This window comes from Nonomuraea sp. NPDC049714 (assembly GCF_044465295.1).
Taxonomy (GTDB): domain Bacteria; phylum Actinomycetota; class Actinomycetes; order Streptosporangiales; family Streptosporangiaceae; genus Nonomuraea.
The window spans coordinates 36,348-58,533 of record NZ_JBITLM010000020.1 but is presented as its reverse complement, the minus strand read 5'-3'; the positions used below and the strand labels follow the sequence as shown (position 1 = coordinate 58,533).

Here is a 22,186-nt window from a genome sequence, read left to right as displayed (position 1 = left end):
GGCGTTGGCACGCACAACGACGACGCGGGAGGCGATGTGGCGGACAAGAACGCAACCAGTGCCATGGGAGCCGCGGGCAGGGCACCAGCGGCCGACAAGGCGGACGTGATACGCAATGTCGTCCTGGTCGGCCACTCAGGATCGGGCAAGACCACCCTGGTCGAGCAGCTCCTGGCCGCCACCGGCACCATCCAGCGGCCCGGCCGGGTGGAGGACGGCAACACCGTCAGCGACTTCGACGAGGTCGAGGTCCGCCAGCAGCGCTCGGTCAACCTCACGCTGGCACCGATCATGCACACCGGCATCAAGATCAATCTCCTGGACACCCCCGGTTACGCCGACTTCGTCGGAGACCTGCGCGCCGGGCTGCGCGCCGCCGACGCCGCCCTGTTCGTCGTGTCCGCCTGCGACGGCGTCGACGGCCTGACACAGATGCTGTGGGAGGAGTGCGCCCAGGTCGGCATGCCCCGGGCCGTCGTGATCACCAAGATCGACCACCAGCGGGCGGACTTCGACGACGTGCTCGCCACCTGCCAGGATATCTTCGGCGACGGCGTCGCCCCTCTCTACCTGCCGGTGATCACCAACGGGCATGTGAACGGCCTGATCGGGCTGCTGACGCAGAAGTTCTACAACTACGCCACCGGCTCCCGCACCGAGAAGGAGCCGGGCACTGAATACCAGACCCAGATCGAGGAACACCGCGGCGTCCTGCTCGAAGGCATCATCCAGGAGAGCGAGGACGAGTCGCTCATGGAGCGCTACCTCGAAGGCGAGGAGATCGACACCGGCGTCCTCATCGACGACCTGGAGAAGGCCGTCGCCCGGGGCAGCTTCTACCCCGTGCTCTGCACCGGGCTCGGCGTCGGCGCCACCGAGCTGCTGGAGCTCATCACCCAGGGCTTCCCCTCCCCGCTCGAACACCCGATGCCCGAGATCACCACCCTCGACGGCAAGCCGGTCCAGGGCATCGCCTGCGACGCCGACGGCCCGCTGGTCGCCGAGGTCGTCAAGACCACCAGCGACCCGTACGTGGGCCGCATCAGCCTGGTCCGCGTCTTCTCCGGCACCCTGCGGCCGGACATGACCGTGCACGTCTCCGGCCACGGCCTGGCCGACCGCGGGCACGAGGACCATGACCTCGACGAGCGCATCGGCGCCCTGACCTGCCCCCTGGGCAAGCAGCAGCGCGGCGCCGCCAAGGGCGTGGCCGGCGACATCGTCGCCGTCGCCAAGCTGTCCAGGGCCGAGACCGGCGACACGCTCTCAGACGTCGACCGGCCCCTGCTGATGACCCCCTGGAGCATGCCCGAGCCGCTGCTGCCGATCGCGATCCGCGCCCGATCCAAGGCCGACGAGGACAAGCTGTCCCAGGCGCTGGGCCGCCTCGTGGCCGAGGACCCGACCCTGCGCCTGGAGAACAACCCCGAGACCCGGCAGCTCGTGCTGTGGTGCATGGGCGAGGCCCACACCGACGTGCTGCTGGACCGCCTGTCCAAGCGCCACGGCGTCGAGGTCGAGCGGGTCGAGCTGCGCGTGCCGCTGCGCGAGACGTTCGGCGGCAAGTGCCAGGCGATGGGCCGCAACGTCAAGCAGACCGGCGGCCACGGCCAGTACGCCATCTGCCACCTGGAGGTCGAGCCGCTGCCGTCCGGCGGCGGGTTCCAGTTCGTCGACAAGATCGTCGGTGGCGTGGTGCCCAGGCAGTTCATCCCGTCGGTGGAGAAGGGCGTGCGAGCGCAGATGGAGCGGGGCGTCGTCGCCGGCTACCCGATGGTCGACGTGCGCGTCACGCTGTACGACGGCAAGGCGCACTCGGTGGACTCCTCCGACATGGCCTTCCAGATCGCCGGTCAGCTCGCGCTGAAGGAGGCCGCCGCGAAGGTGCCGACGCTGCTGCTCGAGCCGGTGGACGAGCTGTCGGTGCTGGTCGCCGACGACCACGTCGGCGCGGTGATGTCCGACCTCTCCGCGCGCCGCGGGCGGGTGCTCGGGACCGAGCCGGTCGGCACCGGCCGCACGCTGGTCAAGGCCGAGGTGCCGGAGCTGGAGCTCACCCGTTACGCGATCGACCTGCGGTCCATGTCGCACGGCACCGGGACCTTCCACCGCGCGTTCCTGCGCTACGAGCCGCTGCCGCCGCATCTGGTGGGCAAGGTCGCGGAGACGGGGTGAGGCGTGGCCGGGAGGTTCGCCCCTCCCGGCACAGCGCCACCGTTCATCACAATGGCATCACAAGTCGATTTCCTTTTTCCGTACGGAGCACGCCGGAGCTGATGTCACACTGGGTAGCATTATGCGAACCGGACGCCCACTCCTAGCCGTTGCCGCCCTCGCGATCGTCTCCACCGGTGCCGCCTACACCTTCGGCCCCGGAGCTGACCAGAGCACGGCGGCCACCGCGGCCAAGAAGAAGACGACCGAGACGGTCGAGACCGCCGCCTGCACGGCCGACGCCCGATATCCCAAGCGGCAGCTGCGCGGTGTGTGGATCGCCACCGTCCAGAACATCGACTGGCCCTCCCGCACGGGCCTGGCGGTCGAGCGCCAGAAGGCCGAGTACGTCAAGCTGCTCGACGCCGCCGCCAAGCGCAGGCTCAACGCGGTGTTCGTCCAGGTGCGGCCGGCCGCCGACGCGATCTACAAGTCGTCGATCGAGCCGTGGTCGCGCTTCCTCACCGGCACCGCGGGCAAGGACCCGGGCTGGGACCCGCTGCCGTTCCTCATCCAGGAGTCGCACAAGCGGGGCATGGAGTTTCACGCCTGGTTCAACCCGTACCGCGCCTCCTACGACGCGAACGTCTCCAAGCTCCCGTCGAACCACCCCGCGCGCCGCCATCCGGCCTGGACCGTCAAGTACGGCGACCGCGTCTACTTCAACCCCGGCCTGCCCCAGGTCCGCGACCATGTCACCAAGGTCGTCACCGACGTGGTGAAGCGCTACGACATCGACGGCGTGCACTTCGACGACTACTTCTACCCCTACCCGGGTGGGGGTGGCACGTTCGACGACGCCGCCGCCTTTACAAAGTATGGCAAGGGCAAGAAGCTGGCCGACTGGCGCCGCCAGAACGTCAACAAGCTCATCGCCGAGGTCGACGAGGCCGTCCACGCCACCAAGGGGCACGTCAAGTTCGGCGTCAGCCCGTTCGGCATCTGGCGCAACAAGTCCAACGACCCGAGCGGCTCCGACACCGGCGGCATGTCCGCCTACGACTCGATCTACGCCGACGCCCGCGCCTGGATCAAGTCCGGCACCGTCGACTACGTGATGCCCCAGCTCTACTGGTCGCGCAGCCACAAGACGGCCAACTACAAGGCGCTGGCGCCCTGGTGGGCCGGTGCCGTCAAGGGGACCGACGTCCACCTCTACATCGGCCAGGCCCTCTACCGGGTCGGCGCCAAGGACGAGGCCGCCTGGACCAAGCCGGGCGAGCTGTCGGCCCACCTGACGCTCAACCGCAAGCACGAGCAGATCGACGGAGACGTCTACTTCAGCGGCAAGCAACTGCTGACCAACCCGCTGGGCGCCATCGACCGGGTCGCCAAGGCGCACTACAGCCACCCGGCCCTGCTTCCCCTGATGAAGGAGCGCGGCGGCCAGGCCCCGGCCGCGCCGTCGGACGTCAAGGCCGCCGGCACGGCCGTGACGTGGACGGCCATGCCGGGAGCGCGCTCGTACGCCGTCTACCAGGTGCCGAAGTCGGGCGACGACTGCCACACCACCGACGCCCGCAACCTCGTCGCCGTGACGAACGGCCCGTCGTTCACCGCCCCGTCCGCCGGCACCTACCTGGTGACGTCGCTGGACCGCCTGCACAACGAGAGCAAGGCGGTCAAGATCAAGGTGAAGGCGTCCTGATCGGGCCGCCCGCTCACCGCCAGGTGTCGGCGAGCAGCTGACGGGTGTCGCGCAGGAGCTCCGGCAGGACCTTGGTCCGGGCGACCACCGGCATGAAGTTGGTGTCGCCGCCCCACCTCGGCACCACATGCTGGTGCAGGTGGGCGGCGATGCCCGCGCCGGCGACGTGGCCCAGGTTCATGCCGACGTTGAAGCCCTGCGCGCCACTGGCCGTCCGCAGCGCCCGCACCGCCCGCTGGGTGAACTCCCCCAGCTCGCAGAGCTCGGCGGCGTCGAGCTCGTCGTAGTCCGACACGTGGCGATAGGGCACGACCATCAGGTGGCCGGAGTTGTAGGGGTAGAGGTTGAGCACCGCGTAGACCACCTCACCCCTGGCGACGACCAGGCCGTCCTCGTCGCTCATCTTGGGGATCGCGTCGAACGGGCAGCCGTCGTCAGGCCCCGACCCCGTCGGTTTGTTCTCACCCTTGATGTAGGCCATGCGATGCGGAGTCCACAGACGCTGGAAGTTGTCCGGCTCCCCGGCTCCTGCCTGATCGTGCATATCTAGCAGCATAGGGCCACGGGTCAGCGGACAAACGGGGTGCGCATCCGGCACAATCCAGACACGCCCGAAGGAGGCTGCCATGAGCGACGCCCTAGCCGTGCACACCGCCCCGACCGAGCCCACCGCCGACGACGACCTCCCCTCCGACAGCGCGCTCACCACCGCGCCTGACGGCTCCGCCGACCCCTCAACCCCGCCCGGCGACCACGCGCCAGGCTCCCCGCCGTACGGCGACACGTCGCCGGCCCCCCACACCCCCGTCGTCAAGGGACGGATCACGGTGGCCGACGAGGTGGTGGAGAAGGTCGCCGCGCTGGCCGCCCTGGAGGTGGCGGGCGTCGCCGACCTCGGCGGCGACCTCGCGCGCGCCATCGAGTCCGTACGCGACCGCATCGGCATCGGATCCCGGCGCGGCACCCAGGGGGTGAGCGCCCAGATCCAGGACCGCCAGGTCGGCATCGACCTGACGGTCGTGGTCGAGTACGGCCATGTCGTGATGGAGGTCGCCGCCGAGGTCAAGGCCAACGTCGCCAGGAGCGTGAGCCGGATGCTGGGCATGCGGGTCGTGGAGGTGAACGTCACGGTCGACGACGTCCGCCTCCCGGGCGAGGCCAGACCGAGCCCGGACCCCCAGGAGGAGGACCCGTTCTAGAACACGCGGCCGCACCCGCCCGCCTCACCTGATCCGGGTCATCCGGGAGTCGTAGCCGCCACCGCCCGGGTACACCCAGGCGCCGGTGGCGGTGTCGCCGTCGGGGCTGAAGGTGCCCTGGTAGTAGGCGGGTGAGCCCTTCTCGCCGCCCCAGATGGTGAGCGTGTCGCCGTCGAGTTCGTACACGTAGTCGAAAGTGTTGCCCAGGCTGTCGTAGAAGCGGGACTTGATGTCCTCACCGGGGCGGTCGGCGCCGAAGGGCCGCTCCCGGCCGATCACCTCCACTCCCTTGATCCGCTGGCCGTACTGCTCGAGGTCGACCTCCTGGATGAGGAAGAAGCCGCCGTCGAGCCAGCGGAAGGTGACGGTGCCCTCGGCGCCGCCGGCCACCCGCCAGGTGCCCACCAGCCGGTCCAGGGCCTTGAGCTGGGCGTCGGGCCCAACGGTGTCGTTGTCGGTGTCGATGTCGATGTCGATGTCGGTGTGCTCGGTCATGTCGTGAGCCCTCTGGTTCGTCGTTTCAACCGGTGTTGCCCATATGACCGGAGAGCGCGGCGAAAGGAATCGGCCCAGAGGAATTAATCTGGAAATTTCCCTTTCGGCTGGTCAGAGGGTGTCAGGGAGGCCGAATGAGCCGAGCACGTCCGGGCCGAACGTGGTGATCTCCGCGATCAGGCCGTCCTCGACCCGCAGCACGTCGAGGTTGACGGCCGTGAACGAGGCCTCGCCGTCGCGCCGGACGTAGTTGGCCACCGCGGGCCGCCGGTTGGCGAAGGTGAGGATCGAGCGCCACTCACCCCACGCCTGCGGCCCCGCCATGACCGGACGCCACATGTCCAGGATCGCCTCGCGCCCGGCGTACAGCAGGACGGCGGGCGGCATCGCCTGGCGGGCGTCCTCGCGGAGCAGTGCGGCCAGGCTCACCAGGTCGCCCTCCTCCGAGGCGCGCATGTAACGCCGCAGCACCGCCCGCTCCTCCTCGCTGGGCTCGCTCGCGGGGCCCCACCGGGAGCGCCGCTCGGGCAGGTGAAGGCGGAGGGTCGCCCTGGCTCGCTGCAGGGCGCTCTTGACCGCCGGCACGCTGATCTCCAGCGCCCCCGCGGTCTCCTCGGCCGGCCAGCCCGCCACGTCACGCAGGATGAGCACCGCCCGCTGGCGCGGCGGCAGATGCTGGATCGCGGCCAGGTAGGCGAGCTCGATCGTCTCCCTGGCCACCACGAGCGCGTCCGGCTCCCCCTCACCCGGCCCCGCCAGGTCCAGCAGCCGATCGGGGTACGGCTGCAGCCACGGCACCTCCGCCGGCGCCGACCGCTCGCCCGCCTGCATGGTCACCACGACCTCCCGCGAGCGGGCCGGGCCGGACAGCGCGTCGAGGCACACGTTCGTGGCGATCCGGTAGAGCCACGCCCTGAACGTCGAACGCCCCTCGAACGTCTCCCGCCCGCGCCACGCCTTCAGCAACGCCTCCTGCACCATGTCCTCGGCATCGGTGTAGGACCCGAGCATGCGGTAGCAGTGCACCTGCAGCTCATGCCGATAGCGCTCGGCCGATTCGGCGAACGCCGCCTGATCTCCCGCCCGGATCGCCTCGACGACCTCGCTCGCCTGCGCCGCCCGCTGTGGCCCCGTCACCGCACTCGCCCCCCGGCTCGCCCGTTCACGCGGGTCATCGTAGACCTCGGGACCGACGGTTTCTGGCCTTGAACCGGTTTAGGGTGACGATTATGGCTGAGCAGCTGAACCCCATGCCCACCGACTGGCGACGCGCCCTGGCCGTGGTGGCGCACCCCGACGATCTGGAGTACGGCTGCGCGGCGGCCGTGGCGACCTGGACCGGCGAAGGGCGGGAGGTCGCCTACCTCCTCGCCACCCGGGGAGAGGCCGGCATCGACAGCCTCGAACCGGCCAAGGCCGGTCCGGTGCGCGAGCGGGAGCAGCGCGCCAGTGCCGCGGTGGTCGGCGTGCCGAGCGTCGAGTTCCTCGACCACGCCGACGGCGTGATCGAATACAGTACGACGCTGCGCCGGGACCTCACGGCCGCCATCCGCAGGCACCGCCCCGAGCTGGTGATCACGCTCAACTTCGACGACACCTGGGGCGGCACGGTGTGGAACACCCCCGACCACAAGGCGGTCGGCAGGGCCACGCTGGACGCCGCCGCCGACGCCGGAAACAGATGGATATTTCCGGACACCGACGCTGAGCCGTGGGACGGCGTGCGCTGGGTGGCCGTCGCGGGCACCGACTCCCCCACCCACGCCGTGGACGTCACCGACGGCCTGGAGGCAGGCGTACGTTCGCTGATCGAGCACCGCGCCTACATCGAGGCCCTCACCGACGAGGACCCGGAGACCTACGCCCGCACCTTCATCGAGGACAGCGTCCGCCAGGCGGCCGAACGCTTCGCCGGGCGTCCCGCCGTGACCTTCCGCCTCTATCCCCGCTGACCGACCACCCCGCCGCCCGAACAGGCCGGCGAGCGAACAGGCCGGTGAGCGGATATCCCGGTCGCCGGACGGTCACGGCCTGGCTCGCTCGGCTCCCGAGGGAAGCCGTGCGAGCCAGGCCGGGCGGGTGCTTCGTTCAGACCTGGACGCGACGCTCCACGGCGTTGACGATCTCGGCGATCGCCTCGTCCACCGGGACGCCGTTCTTCTGCTCGCCGTTGCGGTAGCGGAAGGACACCGCGCCGTTGGCGATGTCGTCGTCGCCCGCGAGCAGCATGAACGGCACCTTGGCCTTCTGCGCGTTGCGGATCTTCTTCTGCATGCGGTCGTCGGCCACGTCCACCTCGACCCGGATGCCGCGCTCGCGCAACCGCTTGGCGATGTCCTGGAGGTAGGGGGCGTGGGCGTCGGCGATCGGGATGCCGACCGCCTGGACCGGGGACAGCCAGGGCGGGAACGCGCCCGCGTAGTGCTCGGTGAGGACGCCGAGGAAGCGCTCGATCGAGCCGAACAGCGCCCGGTGGATCATTACGGGCGTCTGGCGGCTGCCGTCGGCGGCCTGGTATTCGAGCTCGAACCGCTTGGGCTGGTTGAGGTCGAGCTGGATGGTGGACAGCTGCCAGGTGCGGCCGATCGCGTCCTTGGCCTGGACGGAGATCTTGGGGCCGTAGAAGGCGGCGCCGCCCGGGTCGTCGACCAGCTCCAGCCCCGACTCCTCGGCCGTCTGGCGCAGCGCGGCGGTGGCCTCGTCCCAGTCGGCCGGGTCGCCGATGAACTTGTCGGAGTCGTCGCGGGTGGACAACTCCAGGTAGAACTCCGCCAGGCCGAAGTCGCGCAGCACGCTCAGCACGAAGGTGAGCAGGCTCTTGATCTCGCCGACCATCTGCTCGCGGGTGCAGTAGATGTGCGAGTCGTCCTGCGTCATGCCGCGCACCCGGGTCAGGCCGTGCACGACGCCCGACTTCTCGTAGCGGTAGACCGAGCCGAACTCGCACAGCCGCAGCGGCAGCTCACGGTAGGAGCGCCCGCGCGCCCGGAAGATCAGGTTGTGCATCGGGCAGTTCATCGGCTTGACGCGGTATTCGATGCCCTCCAGCTCGAAGGGCGGGAACATGTCCTCGGCATACCACGGCAGGTGGCCGGAGGTCTCGAACAGCGTCGACTTGGTGATGTGCGGGGTGTTGACGAACTCGTAGCCCGCCTCGCCCTGCCGCCTGCGCATGTAATCTTCCATCTCCTTGCGGATGATCCCGCCCTTGGGATGGAAGATCGGCAGTCCGCTGCCCAGCTCCGGCGGGAAGCTGAACAGGTCCAGCTCCGCACCGAGCTTGCGGTGGTCGCGCTTCTCGGCCTCCTCCAGCAGCTTGAGGTATTCGTCCTGCTTGTCGCGGGACTCCCAGGCGGTGCCGTAGATGCGCTGGAGCTGTGGGTTCTTCTCGCTGCCCCGCCAGTAGGCGCCGCCGGAGCGCATGAGCTTGAAGGCGGGGATGGACCGGGTCGACGGCACGTGCGGACCGCGGCACAGGTCCTTCCAGCGCAGGTCGCCGGTCTTGGCGTCGAGGTTGTCGTAGATGGTCAGCTGCCCCGCGCCGACCTCCACCGACTCCTCGTCCGCGGCGCCGCCCTTGAGCCCGATGAGCTCCAGTTTGTACGGCTCGCCGGCGAGCTCCTGGCGGGCCTCGTCGTCGCTGACGGCCCGGCGGGAGAACAGCTGTCCCTGCTTGACGATCTCACGCATGCGCTTCTCGATGCGCTTGATGTCGTCGGGGTGGAAGGCCTGGGCGACGTCGAAGTCGTAGTAGAAGCCGTTGTCGACCGGCGGGCCGATGCCCAGCTTGGCCTCGGGGAACAGCTCCTGCACCGCCTGCGCCATGACGTGGGCGGTGGAGTGGCGGACGATCGCCCTGCCCTGCTCGCTGGAGACGTCGATGGGCTCGACCACGTCGCCCTGCTCCAGCGGCCAGGCCAGGTCCCGGGCCTCGCCGTTGACCTGGGCGGCGATGACGGTGCGGCCGTCGGCCTCCAGCGCCTCGCCGGCCGTCGTGCCGGCCGCGACCACACGCTCGGCTCCGGCGAGGGTGATGCGTAGCTCGGCTGACACGATGACTCCCTTGGGTGGCGCGAGATGGTGATCCGATGCTATCGCGGGTCGTACCCCAGCCTGGTCAGGTCCCGGCGGCTGCCGTAGAACACGTTACGGTCGACGGGGCTGTTGGCGTGCTGGTGGATCGTCCAGTCCAGCCAGGGCCGGGGCACCGTGGGCCTGCCGCGCGGGCTGTGCGGGCTGGCGATCCAGAGCGGATACTCGTCCAGGCCGGCACAGTGACCCGCGGCCGCGAAGGAGTGGTAGGTGTAGATGAACGGGCGCACGCCCGAGCGCCGTTCGACGACGCGGCACCAGCGTCGGGCGTAGCGGGCGACCTCCTCCGGCCGCTGGCCGTCGGCGGTCTCCAGGTCGAGCGCGATCAGGTCGCCCCGGCGCAGCCCGCCCGCCGTCCCGACGGTGCGCAGGAAGTGGCGCGCCTGCTCGGCGGGGTCACCCTTGGGACGGGCGAAGTGGTAGGCGCCGCAGACGATCCAGCTCTCCCGCATGCCGTCCCAGTTGCGGGCGAACCACCGGTCGGTGAAGTCGCCCCCCTCGGTGGCCTTGGCGAAGGCGAACGCCACCCCCGACCTGGCGTGCGAGCCCCAGTCGACGGAGCCCTGCCAGTTGGACACGTCTATGCCGTGCAGCAAGCCCTTCATCGTGCCGGAGTTTATGGGGACGTCTCCCGATCAGGCCTTCGACGCGCCGATCAGCGCCTCGTGAGTGCGCCGGCGGTCGCCGAAGACGGAGGCCACGAAGTCGGTCACACCGGCCTCGGCGAGCTGCTCGATCTGGGCGCGGACGGAGGACTCGTCGCCGACGATCGCCACGTCCCCGGGCCCGGCCGCGCCCTCGCGGTCCAGCATGGCCCGGTAGGAGGGGAGCTGGCCGTACACCTCGAACATCTCGTCGGCGCGCGCCCGGGCGGCGGCGGGGTCGTCGGTGACGCTGACGGGCAGCGAGCAGACGATGCGCGGGCGCTCGCGGCCGGCCTCGGCGGCGGCCGCGTTGATCGTGGGCGCGATGTGGTCGGCGACGGTCTTGGGGCCGGTCATCCAGAGCGCGGTGCCGTCGGCCACGGCGCCCGCCAGCTTCAGCATGCGCGGGCCGAGCGCGGCGACGAGCACCGGGAAGCCCGCGCCGGGCGCGCCGAGGCGGATGTTGGCCTTCACGGTCTCGCCGGTGTAATCGACCTGGTCGCCGCGGGAGGCGGGCAGCAGGACCTCCAGATACTCCTTCATCTGCCTGGCCGGCTTGTCGAAGCTGTAGCCGTACATGTCCTCGATCACGACCCGGTGGGAGAGCCCGATGCCGAGCGTCAGCCGCCCGCCCAGGGCGGCGTTGACGGTCATGGCCTGCTGGGCGAGCGCGGCCGGGTGGCGCGGGTAGATCGGCACCACGGCGGTGCCGAGCTCGATCGCGTGCCCGCGGCCCGCGACGGCCAGCGCGGTGAGCGCGTCGAGGCCGAAGATGTGCGACATCCAGGCCGAGTCGAAGCCGTCGTCGGCCGCGCTCGCGATCTTCTCGCTCAGCTCGGCGAACGGATCTTGGCCGGTGGGCTCGCTGAGGAGCAGTCCGAATCGCATGGCTCCAGAACTCCATTCTGTTGGCTGTGGCGAGTGTAACTCCGATCTTGAACGCGGAGGGGTGTCGACCCGGCGGTTTCATCGGCCCTTTGTAAAGTGGCCACATGACCGACGAACGCGCGGGACAGCCCGCTCAGCCCGCCGACCTGGTCGACGTCTCCAGGCTGGTGACCGCCTACTATGCGCTCCACCCGGACCCCGGAGAGGTGGCCCAGCGGGTGGCGTTCGGCACGTCGGGGCATCGCGGTTCGTCGCTGAAGGCCGCGTTCAACGAGGACCACATCCTGGCCACCAGCCAGGCCATCTGCGAGTACCGGCGGGACCAGGGCACCGACGGGCCGCTGTACCTGGGCATCGACACGCACGCGCTGTCGGAGCCCGCGCGGGTGTCGGCGCTGGAGGTGCTCGCGGCCAACGGGGTGCGGGTGCTGATCGACTCCCGCGACGGCTACACTCCGACGCCCGCGGTCTCGCACGCGATCCTCACCTACAACCGGGGCCGCACGTCCGGCCTGGCCGACGGTGTGGTGATCACGCCGTCGCACAACCCGCCGGCCGACGGCGGCTTCAAGTACAACCCGCCGGACGGCGGCCCGGCGGGCACCGGCATCACCTCGTGGATCCAGGACCGCGCCAACGAGCTGCTGGCGCAGGGCCTCAAGGGGGTCCGCCGCGTCTCGTACGCCAAGGCCCTGGAGGAGGCGGGCCGGCACGACTTCATCGGCGCGTACGTGGACGACCTGCCGAACGTCGTGGACCTGGACGCGATCCGGGCCTCCGGCGTGCGGATCGGCGCCGACCCGCTGGGCGGCGCGAGCGTCGCCTACTGGGGGGAGATCGCCGAGCGTCACCGGCTCGACCTGACCATGGTCAACCCGCTGGTCGATCCGACGTGGCGATTCATGACGCTCGACTGGGACGGCAAGATCCGGATGGACTGCTCGTCACCGCACGCCATGGCCTCGCTCATCGCGAATCGGGATAAATACGATATTTCCACGGGGAACGATGCCGACTCGGACCGGCACGGCATCGTCACCCCCGACGGCGGCCTGCTGAACCCCAACCACTACCTGGCCGTGGTCATCTCCTATCTGTACGAGCACCGCGACGGCTGGCCGCGCGAGGCCGGGGTGGGCAAGACGATGGTCAGCAGCGGCATCATCGACCGGGTCGCCGACTCGCTGGGGCGGCGCCTGTACGAGGTGCCGGTGGGCTTCAAGTGGTTCGTGCCCGGCCTGCTGGACGGCTCGCTCGGCTTCGGCGGCGAGGAGAGCGCGGGGGCGTCGTTCCTGCGCCGTGACGGCTCGGTGTGGACGACGGACAAGGACGGGATCATCCTGGCGCTGCTGGCGTCGGAGATCCAGGCCGTCACCGGCCGCTCGCCCAGCGAGCACTACCGGTCGCTGACGTCGCGGTACGGCGAGCCCGCGTACGCACGGGTGGACGCCCCGGCGACGCGGGAGGAGAAGGCGGTGCTGGCCAAGCTGTCGGCCGACCAGGTGACCGCCTCCAGCCTGGCCGGCGAGCCGATCACCTCGGTGCGGACCTCGGCGCCCGGCAACGAGTCGGCCCTGGGCGGGGTCAAGGTCTCGACCGCGAGCGCCTGGTTCGCCGCCCGCCCGTCCGGCACCGAGGACGTCTACAAGATCTACGCCGAGTCGTTCCAGGGCCCGGACCACCTCGCGAAAGTCCAGCAGGAGGCCCGCACACTGGTCTCCTCGGCCCTGAGCTGAGCTGAGCGGGCCGGTCCCTGGCGCTGGCTCAGGGGAGGCCGGTCCCCCGGCGCGGGCCCGGGGAGGCTGGTGCGAGGCCGGTCCTGGGTCGGTCAGGTCAGTTCGCGGGTCGATTCGCCGGGGACGCGGGTGCGGCCCAGGTCGGCCCGGCGGCCGGCCGCCACGCCGTCGCCGTAGCCACTGCCGCTGGTGCGGGGGACGCTGAGGCGGATGCGCGGGTAGGCCGCCGCCACCGCGCGCTCGACCTCGGCGTGCCGGTCCGCGAGCACGAGCGCGGTGCCCACCGAAGCCGCCTCCGCCTCGGCCCGGTTCTCGGCCTCGCGCAGCAGCCGGTAGACCTCGTCGGTGAAGCCGAGCAGCCACGACCGCCGGTAGGCCCGCACGGCCGTCACCTCGCCCGGCGGCCGGACGCGGGCCAGGCCGGAGGCCATCTGCAGCAGCAGCGACGTGGCCAGCAGATCGGCGCGCTCCAGGTCGGCGGCGAAGCCGAACACGTGCACCCGGTGCCCGCCGTCGGCGCCCCCGATGAGCAGCGGGCGGCAGCGCAGCGCCTGGGCGACCAGGCTGACCAGCCGGGCCTTCTCCTTGGCCCAGGGGCCGGGCACGGTGACGATCCGGTCGCCGGGAGCCTGGCGGGGCCGCTCCGGATCGAGGGAGTCGATGCCGTACTTGGCCATGAGCGCGGACGCCGCCGCCATGAAGGCGGCCCGCTCGTGCTCGTTGTCCGTACGCTCGGCCTTGGCCAGCAGTTTCCTGACCCGCTCCAGCGTGCGTCCGCGCACCCCGCTCCCTCGTTCCTCTGACCTTTTACGACTTGGTCAGCACCCGCCCGTCGGCGGCGATGACCGGGAAGGCGCCGGTGTCGACGATGCCGTGCTGGTGGTAGAGCGCCTCGATGAGGGCGTGCGCCTGCGGCTCCAGCTTCCACAGGGAACGATACTCGCGCGCCGTGGTCAGCGAGATGCCGATCTCCTGGGCGATGTCGACCGTGCGGGGCACGATGCCCTTGGCGATCTGCCGGTCCCAGAACTCCCTGGCCGCCCTCATCAGCGCCGCCCGCTGGGCGGTGTCGACGATCTGCGGGGTGGAGTCGAGCATCGCGATGTCCTCGTCCTCCTCGTCGACGAGCTCGGCCAGCGCCGGTGGCAGCGCGGGGCGGGCGGGCACCGGGTGGTGGTCGGCGTGCGGCTCCCACGGCACGCGCGGGTCGGCGTCGATGAGGGCGGAGGTGTTGTACAGGGCGGCGATCTGGGCGAGCAGCGCCTCCTGGCGGGTGGCGTCGACGGCCAGGCCGGTGTGCTCGACGGCCTGGTCCATGGCCTTGTCCAGCTTGGCCAGCGCGGCGCGGACCTTGCGCTCGGAGGCGCCGCCCTCGCGCAGCGCCTTGGCCCGCTTGGCGGCCAGCGCGACGCGGGTCAGCCTGCGGTGCGCGTCGACCTCGCTGGCCGTGCGGTCGCTGACCTCGGCGATGCCCATCCTGACCAGCAGCCGCTCGGGGGTGAGGCGCCAGTTGATCCGCCCGGTGCCGCGGATGCGGTGGCGTTCGATGGCCATGCCACGCTCCCACAGCCAGGCGGCCACCAGCGGCGCGGCGAGCCTGAAGACCGCCTCGGGCAGGCTGCGCGCGTCCATGCTGGACAGCACCGCGGTCAGGCAGGTCAGCGCCCAGACGGCGATGCCGTCGATGCCGGCGGAGAAGTTCTCGCGCATGTTGCGGCGGGCCCGCACGGCGGAGGTGATGATGGCCACTTCGATGAAGGCGAACAGCAGCAGCCGGAGGGGGCCGTCCAGGCCCAGCACGTCACCGGAGAAGCGCCACATGCCCTGCGCGGAGACGCCGGTCGCGATGGACGCGGCGACGACGGTCAGCACGTCCTCGATGGGGCGGGGGGCGACGTAACGGGCGACCAGCCAGGTCAGGGCGCGCCAGGCGACTCTGAGCACCAGATAGGCCAGCACCAGGCCGACCAGGCTCAGTAGGGTGATGACAGCGGTCGCGAGCGGCTTGTCTGTGATGAAGGCAGTGATTTCCTCGAATGTGGGCATCAGTCACTATCCGTGAGGCTCAGTCTCGGGCTCTAAACGACGAGATCATCGCAGAATGTCGCCATCTTGTACGCCAAACGCCGCCTGCTGCCCCACTTTGCCCGTCTTTCCCCATACGTCCCACCTGCATGATCTGCGCGCGGGAACGTACCAAAATCACATCATGAGGACCGTCGCGCTCCCGGGGTTCGAGACTCACAATGGAGAGGCCGAATCGGCCTTAGGAGGGCTTGTGAGCAAGCGATCCCGTAAGCGCCGCGCATTCCCCAGTGGCGCGCTCGGCCCGCGGCCCGGCTTCGGGCCGGGCGAGGCGCACGATCCCGGCGCGGACGACCCGCCGCTCGACGACCCCTCCGACGGTGGCGGCGTACGCGAGCCGCGCAGGCCCAAGCCGGCGCCGCCGTCCATGACGGCGGAGGCGCCGCCGCCCGAGCCCCCGCTGCGGGCCCGCGACCGGACCCTGCCGCCGCCCGAGGAGATGACCAGCGTGCTCGCGCCAGGTTGAGATGAAATCTCGTCCTTATGGAGGGGGTACGCCCTGCCTACGGATGGGACCATTCATCGAGGGATTTATCCCAACATGGTGTGATGCATCCCGATAGGACGGATTGCGATGACTGACTCAGAGTTCCCCCTCGTCCAGTTCATGCGCGACGGGTTCGATCCCGACGCCGAGCTCGCGCGCATCCGCGCCGAGCACCCGGTCTACCCCATGGCCATTCCCGGCGGGCAGACGGTGTACCTGGTCACGCGGTGGGACGACGTGCGCGACGTGCTCGGCGACCATGAGCGCTTCAGCAACGACTTCGCCGGCGTGATCGGCCTGGGCTCCAACCAGGAGGACCCCGGCGGCCTCGGCTTCCGCGACCCGCCCGAGCACACGCGGCTGCGCAGGTTTCTGACGCCCGAGTTCACCATGCACCGCCTGCGGCGGCTGGAACCGCGCATCGAGGCCATGGTCGAGGAGCACCTGGACCGGATGGAGGCCAAGGGCTCCCCCGTGGACCTGATGGAGGAGTTCGCGCTGCCGCTCCCGTCACTGGTCGTCTCCGAGCTGCTCGGCGTTCCGCACGAGGACCGCGCCGACTTCGTGAAGATCAGCACGAACCGCTTCGACTTCACCGCCGGCCCGGAGGCGTCGCTGCAGGCGGTCAACGACGCGATGTCGTATCTGACGGAGCTGGTGGCCCGCGAGCGGCTGAACCCCGGCGAGGGGCTGCTCGGCCAGCTGCTCCGTGACCACGGCGACGAGCTCGACGACCGGACGCTGGCCAGCATGGCCGACGGCCTGCTGACCGGCGGCCACGACACCAGCACCAGCATGCTCGCGCTCGGCACCCTGTGGCTGCTGGAGAACCCCGAGCAGGCCGCCAAGGTGCGCGAGGTCGACGGCTACGTCAACGACGTGGTCGAGGAGCTGCTGCGCTACATGACCGTCGTGCAGGTGGCCTTCCCCCGCTTCGCCCGCGACGACATGGAGCTGCACGGGCAGCTGATCAAGAAGGGCGAGCTGGTGCTCTGCTCGCTGGCCGCCGCCAACCGCGACCCGAACCTGGGCGAGGACATGGACCAGGTCAGGCCCGGGCGCGCGACCGCGGGCTCGCACCTGTCGTTCGGGCACGGCATCCACCGATGCCTCGGCGCGCCGCTGGCCCAGATGGAGATGCGCATCGCCTATCGGGGACTGCTGCGCCGCTTCCCCGGCCTGCACGTCGCCGGCGAGGTCCCGTGGCGCAAACTGGCCATCGTCTACGGCGTGGATGAGCTACCCGTCGCCTGGTAGCCGGGTTACCTTCGCGGTGTGGACGAGAAAGTCATCGACCTGGCCGCGATCAGCGCCGTCGTGTTCGACACCGACGGCGTGGTGACCGACACCGGCCGGGGGCACGCGGCCGCCTGGAAGCACGTGTTCGACACCTTCCTGCGCGGCCGCTCGACGCCCTTCGACATCCAGGCGGACTACCTGCGCCATGTCGACGGCCGGCCGCGCCTGGACGGCGTCCGCACCTTCCTGGCCTCGCGCGGCATCACGCTGCCCGAAGGCGCGCCGGACGACGAGCCCGGCGCGCCCACGGTGCACGGGCTCGGCCTGGCCAAGGACGCGCACTTCCTGGCGCAGGTGGACAAGTACGGCGTGGCCGCCTTCCCGGCCACCGTGGCGCTGCTGCACGAGCTGCGCCACCGGGGCGCGCGGACGGCGGCGGTCTCGGCCAGCCTGCACGGCCGCAAGCTGGTGGGCTCGGCGGGCGTGACGCACCTGTTCGACGTCCTGGTCGACGGCAGCGACGCGGCGCTGATGAACCTCCCGGGCAAACCGGACCCGGCACTGTTCCTGGAGGCGGTACGCCGCCTGGCGCTGCCCGCGAGCCGGGCCGCGGTGGTGGAGGCGGCGCTGCCCGGCATCGAGGCGGGTCGTAAGGGCGGCTTCGGCCAGGTGATCGCGGTCGACAGGGACGGCCGCACCACGAACCTGGACGACCTCGGCGCGGGGCTGATCGACCTCGGCGCGAACCTGGGCGACCTCCGCGCGGGGCTGGGTGACCTCGGCGCGGACCTGGTGGTGAGCGATCTCGGCGAGCTGACCGTGCACGGCAGGGTCCTGCCGGTCGCCTCCCCCTGAGCCTCCTGCTCACGAGCGCCCTATCCTTGGCGTCGTGACCGTGCTCATCGACCCTCCCCACTGGCCCGGCCCGCGTGGCCTGATGTGGTCGCACCTGGTCAGCGACACCTCCCACGCCGAGCTGCACGACTTCGCCGTACGACTGGGCGTGCCGGCGCGGGCGTTCGACCGGGACCACTACGACGTGCCGGAAGGCGTGCACGCACGGGCGGTGTCGCTGGGCGCGCACGCGGTCAGCTCCCGCGAGCTGCTCCGCCGCCTGATCGACGCGGGCCTGCGCCGCCGCAAAGTCCACGGCCCACCAAGCTGACGCGCCCGTCCACCACCCCAGCCGTCACCGCCCCGCCCCGCCTCGCTCCCCGCCCCAGGCTTCGCCCCGCCGGGCTCACCGCACCGCCGGGATAACGCCGGTGATCTGCTCGGCGAGCGCGGTGAGGTGCGCGAGCACGGCGACCGAGGCTCCAACGTCTCGACATCCGCCGCGCGGCGCACTGAAACGCTTCCTCGTCACCACAAGGCGCAGCTCCACGACGCCAGCGCGCCTACCCAAGGGTGGCGAGCTCGGCGCTCATGTTGGCGCGCGCTCGTCGCTCCCACAGCTCTCGCGCCTGCGGGGTCCTGTAGAGCTGCGGTACGGCCAGCAGCCGGCGCAGGATCTGGGCCCGGCCCTGGCGGAAGAGGTCGTCGGGCACGTGGGCGTACTCCTGGCGGATGCGCGCCGCGTACTCCTCGTAGCCGTCGCCGCCGAGCACGGCCAGGTCGGCGTCGCACAGGACGGCGCCGTTGCGGTCGGTCCCGGTGAGCGTGTCGTGCGCGGCGGTCAGCCGTACCAGCCGGGCGACCTCGGCGATCCGCGCGGGCGGCACGCCGCAGCGCGGCAGCCTGGACTGGGCGAGCTGGGCGCTGCGCTCCTCGTCCCAGCCGGGCCTGCCGTCGTAGACGGCGTCGTGGAACCAGGCGGCCAGCCGTACGGCGCGCGGGTCGTCGGCCACGTCGGCGAGCCGGTCGACGGCGGCGAGCACGGCGGTGAGGTGAGTGAGCGTGTGATAGCGGCGATGCGCCTCCGACCAGCGGGCCACCAGCTCAGCGCCGACGGCCTCAGCCGCCGGCGACTCCCCTGCCTCAGCCAGCCACCCCGTCAGCATGGGCCCACAACCCGTCGGTCGGTCAGCATGGGTCCACGATAGGGGCGTGCGGCCGGGAGACGGGCGGCGGGCGGGTTGCTAACGTGTCGGGCATCGACGCTACATCGGGTGATCCCCGGCGCCTGCCCCGCTGGCGGGAGCTGCGGGCGTTCATGCCCGGCCGGCCGCGGCCGTTGGCGTCGCGGGCACGGCGGCTGGCGGCGGCGTCCGACGTGGCCGACCTGCGGCGGCTGGCGCTGCGCAGGGCCCCGCGCATGGTGTTCGACTACGTGGACGGGGCCGCCGAGGGCGAGGTGTCGCTGGCCAGGTCGGTGGAGGCGTTCGCGCGGGTGGAGTTCAGGCCACGGGTGCTGCGCGACGTCGCGGAGGCGCCTACCTCGGTGGAGGTGCTGGGCAGGCGGATCGGGATGCCGGTGGTGCTGGCGCCGACGGGTTTCACCCGGATGATGCACCGTGAGGGTGAGCGCGCGGTGGCTCGGGCGGCGGCCAGGGCCTCGGTGCCGTACACCCTGTCCACGATGGGCACCACGACGGCCGCCGACGTCGCGGCGGCGGCGCCCGGTGGCTGGAACTGGTTCCAGCTCTACGTGGTGCGTGATCGGGGCCGCACCCGTGAGTCGCTGCGCCTGGCCCGCGCGGCGGGCATGGACGTGCTGGTGGTGACCGTGGACGTGCCGGTGGCGGGGGCGCGGCTGCGCGACGTGCGGCACGGCATGACGATGCCGCCCTCCCTGCGCTGGGGCAGCGTCCTGCGGGCGGTGGGCCGGCCGGCCTGGTGGTTCGACTTCCTCACCAGTGAACCGCTGCGGTTCGCCACCGTCGAGGGGGCGCCCGACGACCTGGCGGGGATCACGAACCTGCTGTTCGACCCGACGGTGACGATGCGGGATCTGTCGTGGATCCGTTCGGAGTGGGAGGGCCCGCTGCTGGTGAAGGGCGTGCAGCGGGTCGACTACGCCAAGGAGCTGGCGGCTCTGGGGGTGGACGGCGTGGTGGTCTCCAACCACGGCGGCCGTCAGCTCGACCGTTCCCCCACGCCGCTGGAGCTGCTGCCGGAGGTGGTGGCGGCGGTGGGCGACCGCACCGAGGTGTTCCTGGACGGCGGCGTCCGCTGTGGCGCCGACGTGGCGGCCGCGGTCGCGCTGGGGGCCAGGGCCTGCTTCGTCGGCAGGGCCTACCTGTACGGTCTCATGGCGGGCGGTGAGCCGGGCGTGGACCGGGTTCTGCAGCTCCTCCACGGCGAGCTGGTGCGCACGCTGCAGCTGCTGGGCGTCGGTGGGGTGGGCGGGCTGGACGCGGACGTGGTACGCCTGCGCTGAGCGCGAACCGCCCTGCCCGCTACCGGCGGCGCGTCACCCGCACGCACCACTGGTCCGGCCCTTCGCGCAGGTAGGCGAAGCCGTGGTCGCCGCGCCCGGACGTCGACAGCCACCAGCACAGTGAGTTCAGGTCGTGGCTGGAGCGCAGCTCGATCTCCTCGTCGCGGCGCAGCCGGCGCAACCGGTCGGTGACGGCCTCGGTCGCCTTGGCGGCCGGCAGGGAGTCCAGGTCGACCACCGGTCCCTCGGTGAGGGCGTACCAGCGATGCGGGTGGGCCCCCAGGGCGGCGGTCGCCGCCGCCGGGGCGCCGAGCCCGGACAGGAGACGTTCCTCGGTGGCGAAGTGGTCGCTGAGCTGGGCGATCAGGTCGCGGGTCATCGTGGCCAGCCGCGTCACCGAGCAGCGGCGCTCGCCGCCGGCCGCGCTGACCATCGCGTCGACGGCGGCGCGGAGCCGGGCGTGGTCGCGAGCCAGCCAGGCGAGGACGGGCGCCGTGCCGTAGGTGGGGAGGAGCAGCCGTTCCTCGTCGGTGATCTGCCGGATGACCTCCGCGCGCAGGTAGGCGGCCAGCGCCTGGAGCTCGCGCTCGGGCCAGCGGCTCTGGGCGGCCACCGCGAGCAGGTCCCTGGCGCGGGCGGTGACCTGGGTGAGCAGCTGGGCGTGTTCGCCGGTCAGGGAGCCGCCGTCCTGGCGCGTCGCCATGTCGCCGCTCCGGCGGGTCGGCATGTCCCCGCTCACCGCAGGACGCTCGGCTCGTAGGCGGCACGCTGCTCGGGCGCGGCGGGGGTGGACCGTTCGAGGAAGCGGAGCAGCTCGGCGGGGAAGGGCAGCACGAGGGTGGAGTTCTTCTCGGCGGTGACGATCTGCATGCTGACCTTGTGCAGGCGGTCGGCGATCGGCAGGAGCAGCGCCAGGACTCCGATGAGCACAGTGACGATGGCGTTCATTTCATCCTCCGATGTCCGGCGCCGCCCGCGCGGAGCCGGAGCATTTATATCGTAACACGATAGATATGGGATGACCATGACCTGCGGAGCCCACCGCGATATGTCGCATCGCGATAGACTGAAGTCGTGTCGGACCCAGAGAGCGCGCAGCCCGAGCCGCTGACCAAGCAGGATTTCGAGGCGCTGGCCAGGTTCCGGTTCGGGATCCGCCGCTATCTGCGGTTCAGCGAGGAGACGGTGCGCGAGGACGGCCTCACCCCGCAGCAGTACCAACTGCTGCTGGCACTGAAGGGCTTTCCCGGCCGCGAGTGGGCGACCGTGCGAGAGCTCGCCGAGCGGCTCCAGCTCCGCCACCACAGCGTCGTCGAGCTGGTCAACCGGGCCCAGGCTCAGGACCTGGTCAGTCGGGGGGCGCACCCGGACGACGGCCGGGCGGTGCGCGTGCTGCTGACGCCGAAGGGCGAGCAGGTGCTGGCCCGCCTGAGCGCACTGCACCGCGACGAGCTTCGCCGCATGCACACCGTGCTCACTCTTCCGGTCTGGAACAGCACACCACCCGAATGATAGACAAGGCGGGTGAACCGCCGCCGCCGTAGCGACGTATCCCTCTCTGTGAGCGGTGATCGTGTGCACGCCGGCCGGCCGATCCCGCGCGCCCTGCGTGCCGCCGTGTTCGCCGTCGTCTGCGTGTACACCGCGCTGGGTATGCACATGCTGGCCGGCGGCGGTGGTGCCCGGCTGCACGTCGTCGCCGCCGCCACCGCGATCACCGGGGCGGGGGCGTTCGTCCTGGCCGCCCGCCGCCCCTCCATGGGGACGCTGCTGGCCGCCGCCTTCGCCGCCCAGTACGGCATGCACCACCTCTTCGGCGCGGGCGTCACGCCGGCGCCCGTCGCCGGCCACCATGACGCCACCGGGCTCTCCCCCGGGCTGGGGATGCTGGTGGCGCACGTGCTCGTCGCGACGCTGTCCGCTTGGTGGCTGGAGCGTGGCGACTCGGCGCTGGTCACGCTCCTGCGCCTGCTCGGCTGCGCGCTGCGCGACCTGTGGCGTCCACTGCCCCGCGGGTTCGCCCCGCTCGCCGCGCCACGCCCCGCGCCGCCCGTCGCGGCGCCGGCGCCCGCTCTTCGCACGGCCCAGACGCTGTCCTCGGCGCTCTCCCGCCGAGGACCGCCGCGCTAGCAGGAGGCAT

24 protein-coding genes are annotated in these 22,186 nt (G+C 71.4%); 12 read left to right on the top strand and 12 right to left on the bottom strand.

Annotation, left to right across the window (positions count from 1 at the left end):
- The first annotated feature begins 36 nt into the window (after positions 1 to 36).
- Both ACIBQX_RS47210 and ACIBQX_RS47205 read left to right on the top strand, forming a co-directional pair.
- A complete protein-coding gene (locus ACIBQX_RS47210) occupies positions 37 to 2,175 on the top strand; it encodes an elongation factor G-like protein EF-G2 (RefSeq protein ID WP_397016747.1) in 2,139 nt (712 codons plus the stop codon).
- Between the two features lie 121 nt (positions 2,176 to 2,296).
- Positions 2,297 to 3,862: a glycoside hydrolase family 10 protein gene (locus ACIBQX_RS47205; protein WP_397016745.1), complete on the top strand. Its 1,566-nt coding sequence runs from the start codon at positions 2,297 to 2,299 to the stop codon at positions 3,860 to 3,862.
- A 13-nt stretch (positions 3,863 to 3,875) separates the two neighbouring features.
- Here the strand turns inward: ACIBQX_RS47205 and ACIBQX_RS47200 are convergent, their stop codons facing one another.
- On the bottom strand, positions 3,876 to 4,406 hold the full coding sequence (locus ACIBQX_RS47200) for an HIT family protein (protein WP_397016743.1): 531 nt from the start codon (positions 4,404 to 4,406) through the stop codon (positions 3,876 to 3,878).
- A gap of 82 nt (positions 4,407 to 4,488) precedes the next feature.
- Here ACIBQX_RS47200 and ACIBQX_RS47195 point away from each other — a divergent pair, with 82 nt between their 5' ends.
- A complete protein-coding gene (locus tag ACIBQX_RS47195) occupies positions 4,489 to 5,061 on the top strand; it encodes an Asp23/Gls24 family envelope stress response protein (protein ID WP_397016741.1) in 573 nt (190 codons plus the stop codon).
- 24 nt (positions 5,062 to 5,085) lie between these two features.
- Here the strand turns inward: ACIBQX_RS47195 and ACIBQX_RS47190 are convergent, their stop codons facing one another.
- A complete protein-coding gene (locus tag ACIBQX_RS47190) occupies positions 5,086 to 5,556 on the bottom strand; it encodes a hypothetical protein (protein WP_397016739.1) in 471 nt (156 codons plus the stop codon).
- 111 nt (positions 5,557 to 5,667) lie between these two features.
- Positions 5,668 to 6,693, bottom strand: coding sequence for an RNA polymerase subunit sigma-70 (locus ACIBQX_RS47185; RefSeq protein WP_397016737.1), 1,026 nt, complete (start codon positions 6,691 to 6,693; stop codon positions 5,668 to 5,670).
- Between the two features lie 92 nt (positions 6,694 to 6,785).
- On the opposite strand from ACIBQX_RS47185, the gene ACIBQX_RS47180 reads away from it, so the two are divergent.
- A complete protein-coding gene (locus ACIBQX_RS47180) occupies positions 6,786 to 7,508 on the top strand; it encodes a PIG-L deacetylase family protein (RefSeq protein WP_397016735.1) in 723 nt (240 codons plus the stop codon).
- A 136-nt stretch (positions 7,509 to 7,644) separates the two neighbouring features.
- Here the strand turns inward: ACIBQX_RS47180 and thrS are convergent, their stop codons facing one another.
- Genes thrS through ACIBQX_RS47165 form a run of 3 tightly spaced genes read right to left on the bottom strand, consistent with a single transcriptional unit; the run spans position 7,645 to position 11,180 of the window.
- The gene (gene thrS / locus ACIBQX_RS47175) at positions 7,645 to 9,612 is read right to left on the bottom strand and encodes a threonine--tRNA ligase (protein WP_397016884.1); all 1,968 of its coding nucleotides are present in this window, start codon (positions 9,610 to 9,612) and stop codon (positions 7,645 to 7,647) included.
- 35 nt (positions 9,613 to 9,647) lie between these two features.
- Positions 9,648 to 10,253 carry a glycoside hydrolase family 25 protein gene (locus ACIBQX_RS47170; RefSeq protein WP_397016733.1) on the bottom strand — a complete coding sequence of 202 codons (606 nt, stop codon included), beginning with the start codon at positions 10,251 to 10,253 and terminating at the stop codon, positions 9,648 to 9,650.
- A 30-nt stretch (positions 10,254 to 10,283) separates the two neighbouring features.
- Entirely contained in the window at positions 10,284 to 11,180 is an 897-nt protein-coding gene (locus ACIBQX_RS47165) for a TIGR03564 family F420-dependent LLM class oxidoreductase (protein WP_397016731.1), read from the bottom strand.
- Positions 11,181 to 11,284: 104 nt separating this feature from the next.
- On the opposite strand from ACIBQX_RS47165, the gene pgm reads away from it, so the two are divergent.
- Positions 11,285 to 12,916 carry a phosphoglucomutase (alpha-D-glucose-1,6-bisphosphate-dependent) gene (gene pgm, locus ACIBQX_RS47160; RefSeq protein WP_397016729.1) on the top strand — a complete coding sequence of 544 codons (1,632 nt, stop codon included), beginning with the start codon at positions 11,285 to 11,287 and terminating at the stop codon, positions 12,914 to 12,916.
- A 92-nt stretch (positions 12,917 to 13,008) separates the two neighbouring features.
- Here pgm and ACIBQX_RS47155 read toward each other — a convergent pair whose 3' ends face one another.
- Positions 13,009 to 13,698, bottom strand: coding sequence for a DUF2786 domain-containing protein (locus tag ACIBQX_RS47155; protein WP_397016727.1), 690 nt, complete (start codon positions 13,696 to 13,698; stop codon positions 13,009 to 13,011).
- A 25-nt stretch (positions 13,699 to 13,723) separates the two neighbouring features.
- Positions 13,724 to 14,962: a hypothetical protein gene (locus tag ACIBQX_RS47150; RefSeq protein WP_397016725.1), complete on the bottom strand. Its 1,239-nt coding sequence runs from the start codon at positions 14,960 to 14,962 to the stop codon at positions 13,724 to 13,726.
- Positions 14,963 to 15,194: 232 nt separating this feature from the next.
- Here ACIBQX_RS47150 and ACIBQX_RS47145 point away from each other — a divergent pair, with 232 nt between their 5' ends.
- From ACIBQX_RS47145 to ACIBQX_RS47130, 4 genes are all read left to right on the top strand, one after another.
- On the top strand, positions 15,195 to 15,467 hold the full coding sequence (locus ACIBQX_RS47145) for a hypothetical protein (protein WP_397016723.1): 273 nt from the start codon (positions 15,195 to 15,197) through the stop codon (positions 15,465 to 15,467).
- Positions 15,468 to 15,575: 108 nt separating this feature from the next.
- A complete protein-coding gene (locus tag ACIBQX_RS47140) occupies positions 15,576 to 16,745 on the top strand; it encodes a cytochrome P450 (protein WP_397016721.1) in 1,170 nt (389 codons plus the stop codon).
- Between the two features lie 18 nt (positions 16,746 to 16,763).
- A complete protein-coding gene (locus ACIBQX_RS47135; RefSeq protein ID WP_397016719.1) occupies positions 16,764 to 17,582 on the top strand; it encodes an HAD family hydrolase in 819 nt (272 codons plus the stop codon).
- 34 nt (positions 17,583 to 17,616) lie between these two features.
- A complete protein-coding gene (locus tag ACIBQX_RS47130; protein WP_397016717.1) occupies positions 17,617 to 17,892 on the top strand; it encodes a DUF4031 domain-containing protein in 276 nt (91 codons plus the stop codon).
- A 75-nt stretch (positions 17,893 to 17,967) separates the two neighbouring features.
- Here ACIBQX_RS47130 and ACIBQX_RS47125 read toward each other — a convergent pair whose 3' ends face one another.
- Both ACIBQX_RS47125 and ACIBQX_RS47120 read right to left on the bottom strand, forming a co-directional pair.
- Complete coding sequence (locus tag ACIBQX_RS47125) at positions 17,968 to 18,111, bottom strand: hypothetical protein (RefSeq protein ID WP_397016715.1); 144 nt, start codon at positions 18,109 to 18,111, stop codon at positions 17,968 to 17,970.
- Positions 18,112 to 18,124: 13 nt separating this feature from the next.
- Complete coding sequence (locus ACIBQX_RS47120) at positions 18,125 to 18,727, bottom strand: metal-dependent phosphohydrolase (protein WP_397016713.1); 603 nt, start codon at positions 18,725 to 18,727, stop codon at positions 18,125 to 18,127.
- Positions 18,728 to 18,810: 83 nt separating this feature from the next.
- On the opposite strand from ACIBQX_RS47120, the gene ACIBQX_RS47115 reads away from it, so the two are divergent.
- Positions 18,811 to 20,046, top strand: coding sequence for an alpha-hydroxy acid oxidase (locus ACIBQX_RS47115; RefSeq protein ID WP_397016711.1), 1,236 nt, complete (start codon positions 18,811 to 18,813; stop codon positions 20,044 to 20,046).
- Positions 20,047 to 20,065: 19 nt separating this feature from the next.
- Here the strand turns inward: ACIBQX_RS47115 and ACIBQX_RS47110 are convergent, their stop codons facing one another.
- Together ACIBQX_RS47110 and ACIBQX_RS47105 are read right to left on the bottom strand one after the other, a co-directional pair.
- A complete protein-coding gene (locus ACIBQX_RS47110) occupies positions 20,066 to 20,749 on the bottom strand; it encodes a hemerythrin domain-containing protein (RefSeq protein WP_397016709.1) in 684 nt (227 codons plus the stop codon).
- A gap of 32 nt (positions 20,750 to 20,781) precedes the next feature.
- Entirely contained in the window at positions 20,782 to 20,994 is a 213-nt protein-coding gene (locus tag ACIBQX_RS47105; protein WP_397016707.1) for a hypothetical protein, read from the bottom strand.
- Between the two features lie 126 nt (positions 20,995 to 21,120).
- Here ACIBQX_RS47105 and ACIBQX_RS47100 point away from each other — a divergent pair, with 126 nt between their 5' ends.
- A complete protein-coding gene (locus tag ACIBQX_RS47100; RefSeq protein ID WP_397016705.1) occupies positions 21,121 to 21,558 on the top strand; it encodes a MarR family winged helix-turn-helix transcriptional regulator in 438 nt (145 codons plus the stop codon).
- A 48-nt stretch (positions 21,559 to 21,606) separates the two neighbouring features.
- Positions 21,607 to 22,176, top strand: coding sequence for an MFS transporter (locus ACIBQX_RS47095; protein ID WP_397016703.1), 570 nt, complete (start codon positions 21,607 to 21,609; stop codon positions 22,174 to 22,176).
- Positions 22,177 to 22,186: the final 10 nt, after the last annotated feature.

What these genes read in the sequence shown, in the direction of transcription:
- ACIBQX_RS47205 (WP_397016745.1), top strand. Translation starts at nt 2,297, where the DNA reads ATGCGAACCGGACGCCCACTCCTAGCCGTTGCCGCCCTCGCGATCGTC.
- ACIBQX_RS47200 (WP_397016743.1), bottom strand. Translation starts at nt 4,406, where the DNA reads ATGCACGATCAGGCAGGAGCCGGGGAGCCGGACAACTTCCAGCGTCTG.
- ACIBQX_RS47195 (WP_397016741.1), top strand. Translation starts at nt 4,489, where the DNA reads ATGAGCGACGCCCTAGCCGTGCACACCGCCCCGACCGAGCCCACCGCC.
- ACIBQX_RS47190 (WP_397016739.1), bottom strand. Translation starts at nt 5,556, where the DNA reads ATGACCGAGCACACCGACATCGACATCGACATCGACACCGACAACGAC.
- ACIBQX_RS47180 (WP_397016735.1), top strand. Translation starts at nt 6,786, where the DNA reads ATGGCTGAGCAGCTGAACCCCATGCCCACCGACTGGCGACGCGCCCTG.
- ACIBQX_RS47170 (WP_397016733.1), bottom strand. Translation starts at nt 10,253, where the DNA reads ATGAAGGGCTTGCTGCACGGCATAGACGTGTCCAACTGGCAGGGCTCC.
- ACIBQX_RS47165 (WP_397016731.1), bottom strand. Translation starts at nt 11,180, where the DNA reads ATGCGATTCGGACTGCTCCTCAGCGAGCCCACCGGCCAAGATCCGTTC.
- pgm (WP_397016729.1), top strand. Translation starts at nt 11,285, where the DNA reads ATGACCGACGAACGCGCGGGACAGCCCGCTCAGCCCGCCGACCTGGTC.
- ACIBQX_RS47150 (WP_397016725.1), bottom strand. Translation starts at nt 14,962, where the DNA reads ATGCCCACATTCGAGGAAATCACTGCCTTCATCACAGACAAGCCGCTC.
- ACIBQX_RS47140 (WP_397016721.1), top strand. Translation starts at nt 15,576, where the DNA reads ATGACTGACTCAGAGTTCCCCCTCGTCCAGTTCATGCGCGACGGGTTC.
- ACIBQX_RS47120 (WP_397016713.1), bottom strand. Translation starts at nt 18,727, where the DNA reads ATGCTGACGGGGTGGCTGGCTGAGGCAGGGGAGTCGCCGGCGGCTGAG.
- ACIBQX_RS47110 (WP_397016709.1), bottom strand. Translation starts at nt 20,749, where the DNA reads ATGGCGACGCGCCAGGACGGCGGCTCCCTGACCGGCGAACACGCCCAG.
- ACIBQX_RS47105 (WP_397016707.1), bottom strand. Translation starts at nt 20,994, where the DNA reads ATGAACGCCATCGTCACTGTGCTCATCGGAGTCCTGGCGCTGCTCCTG.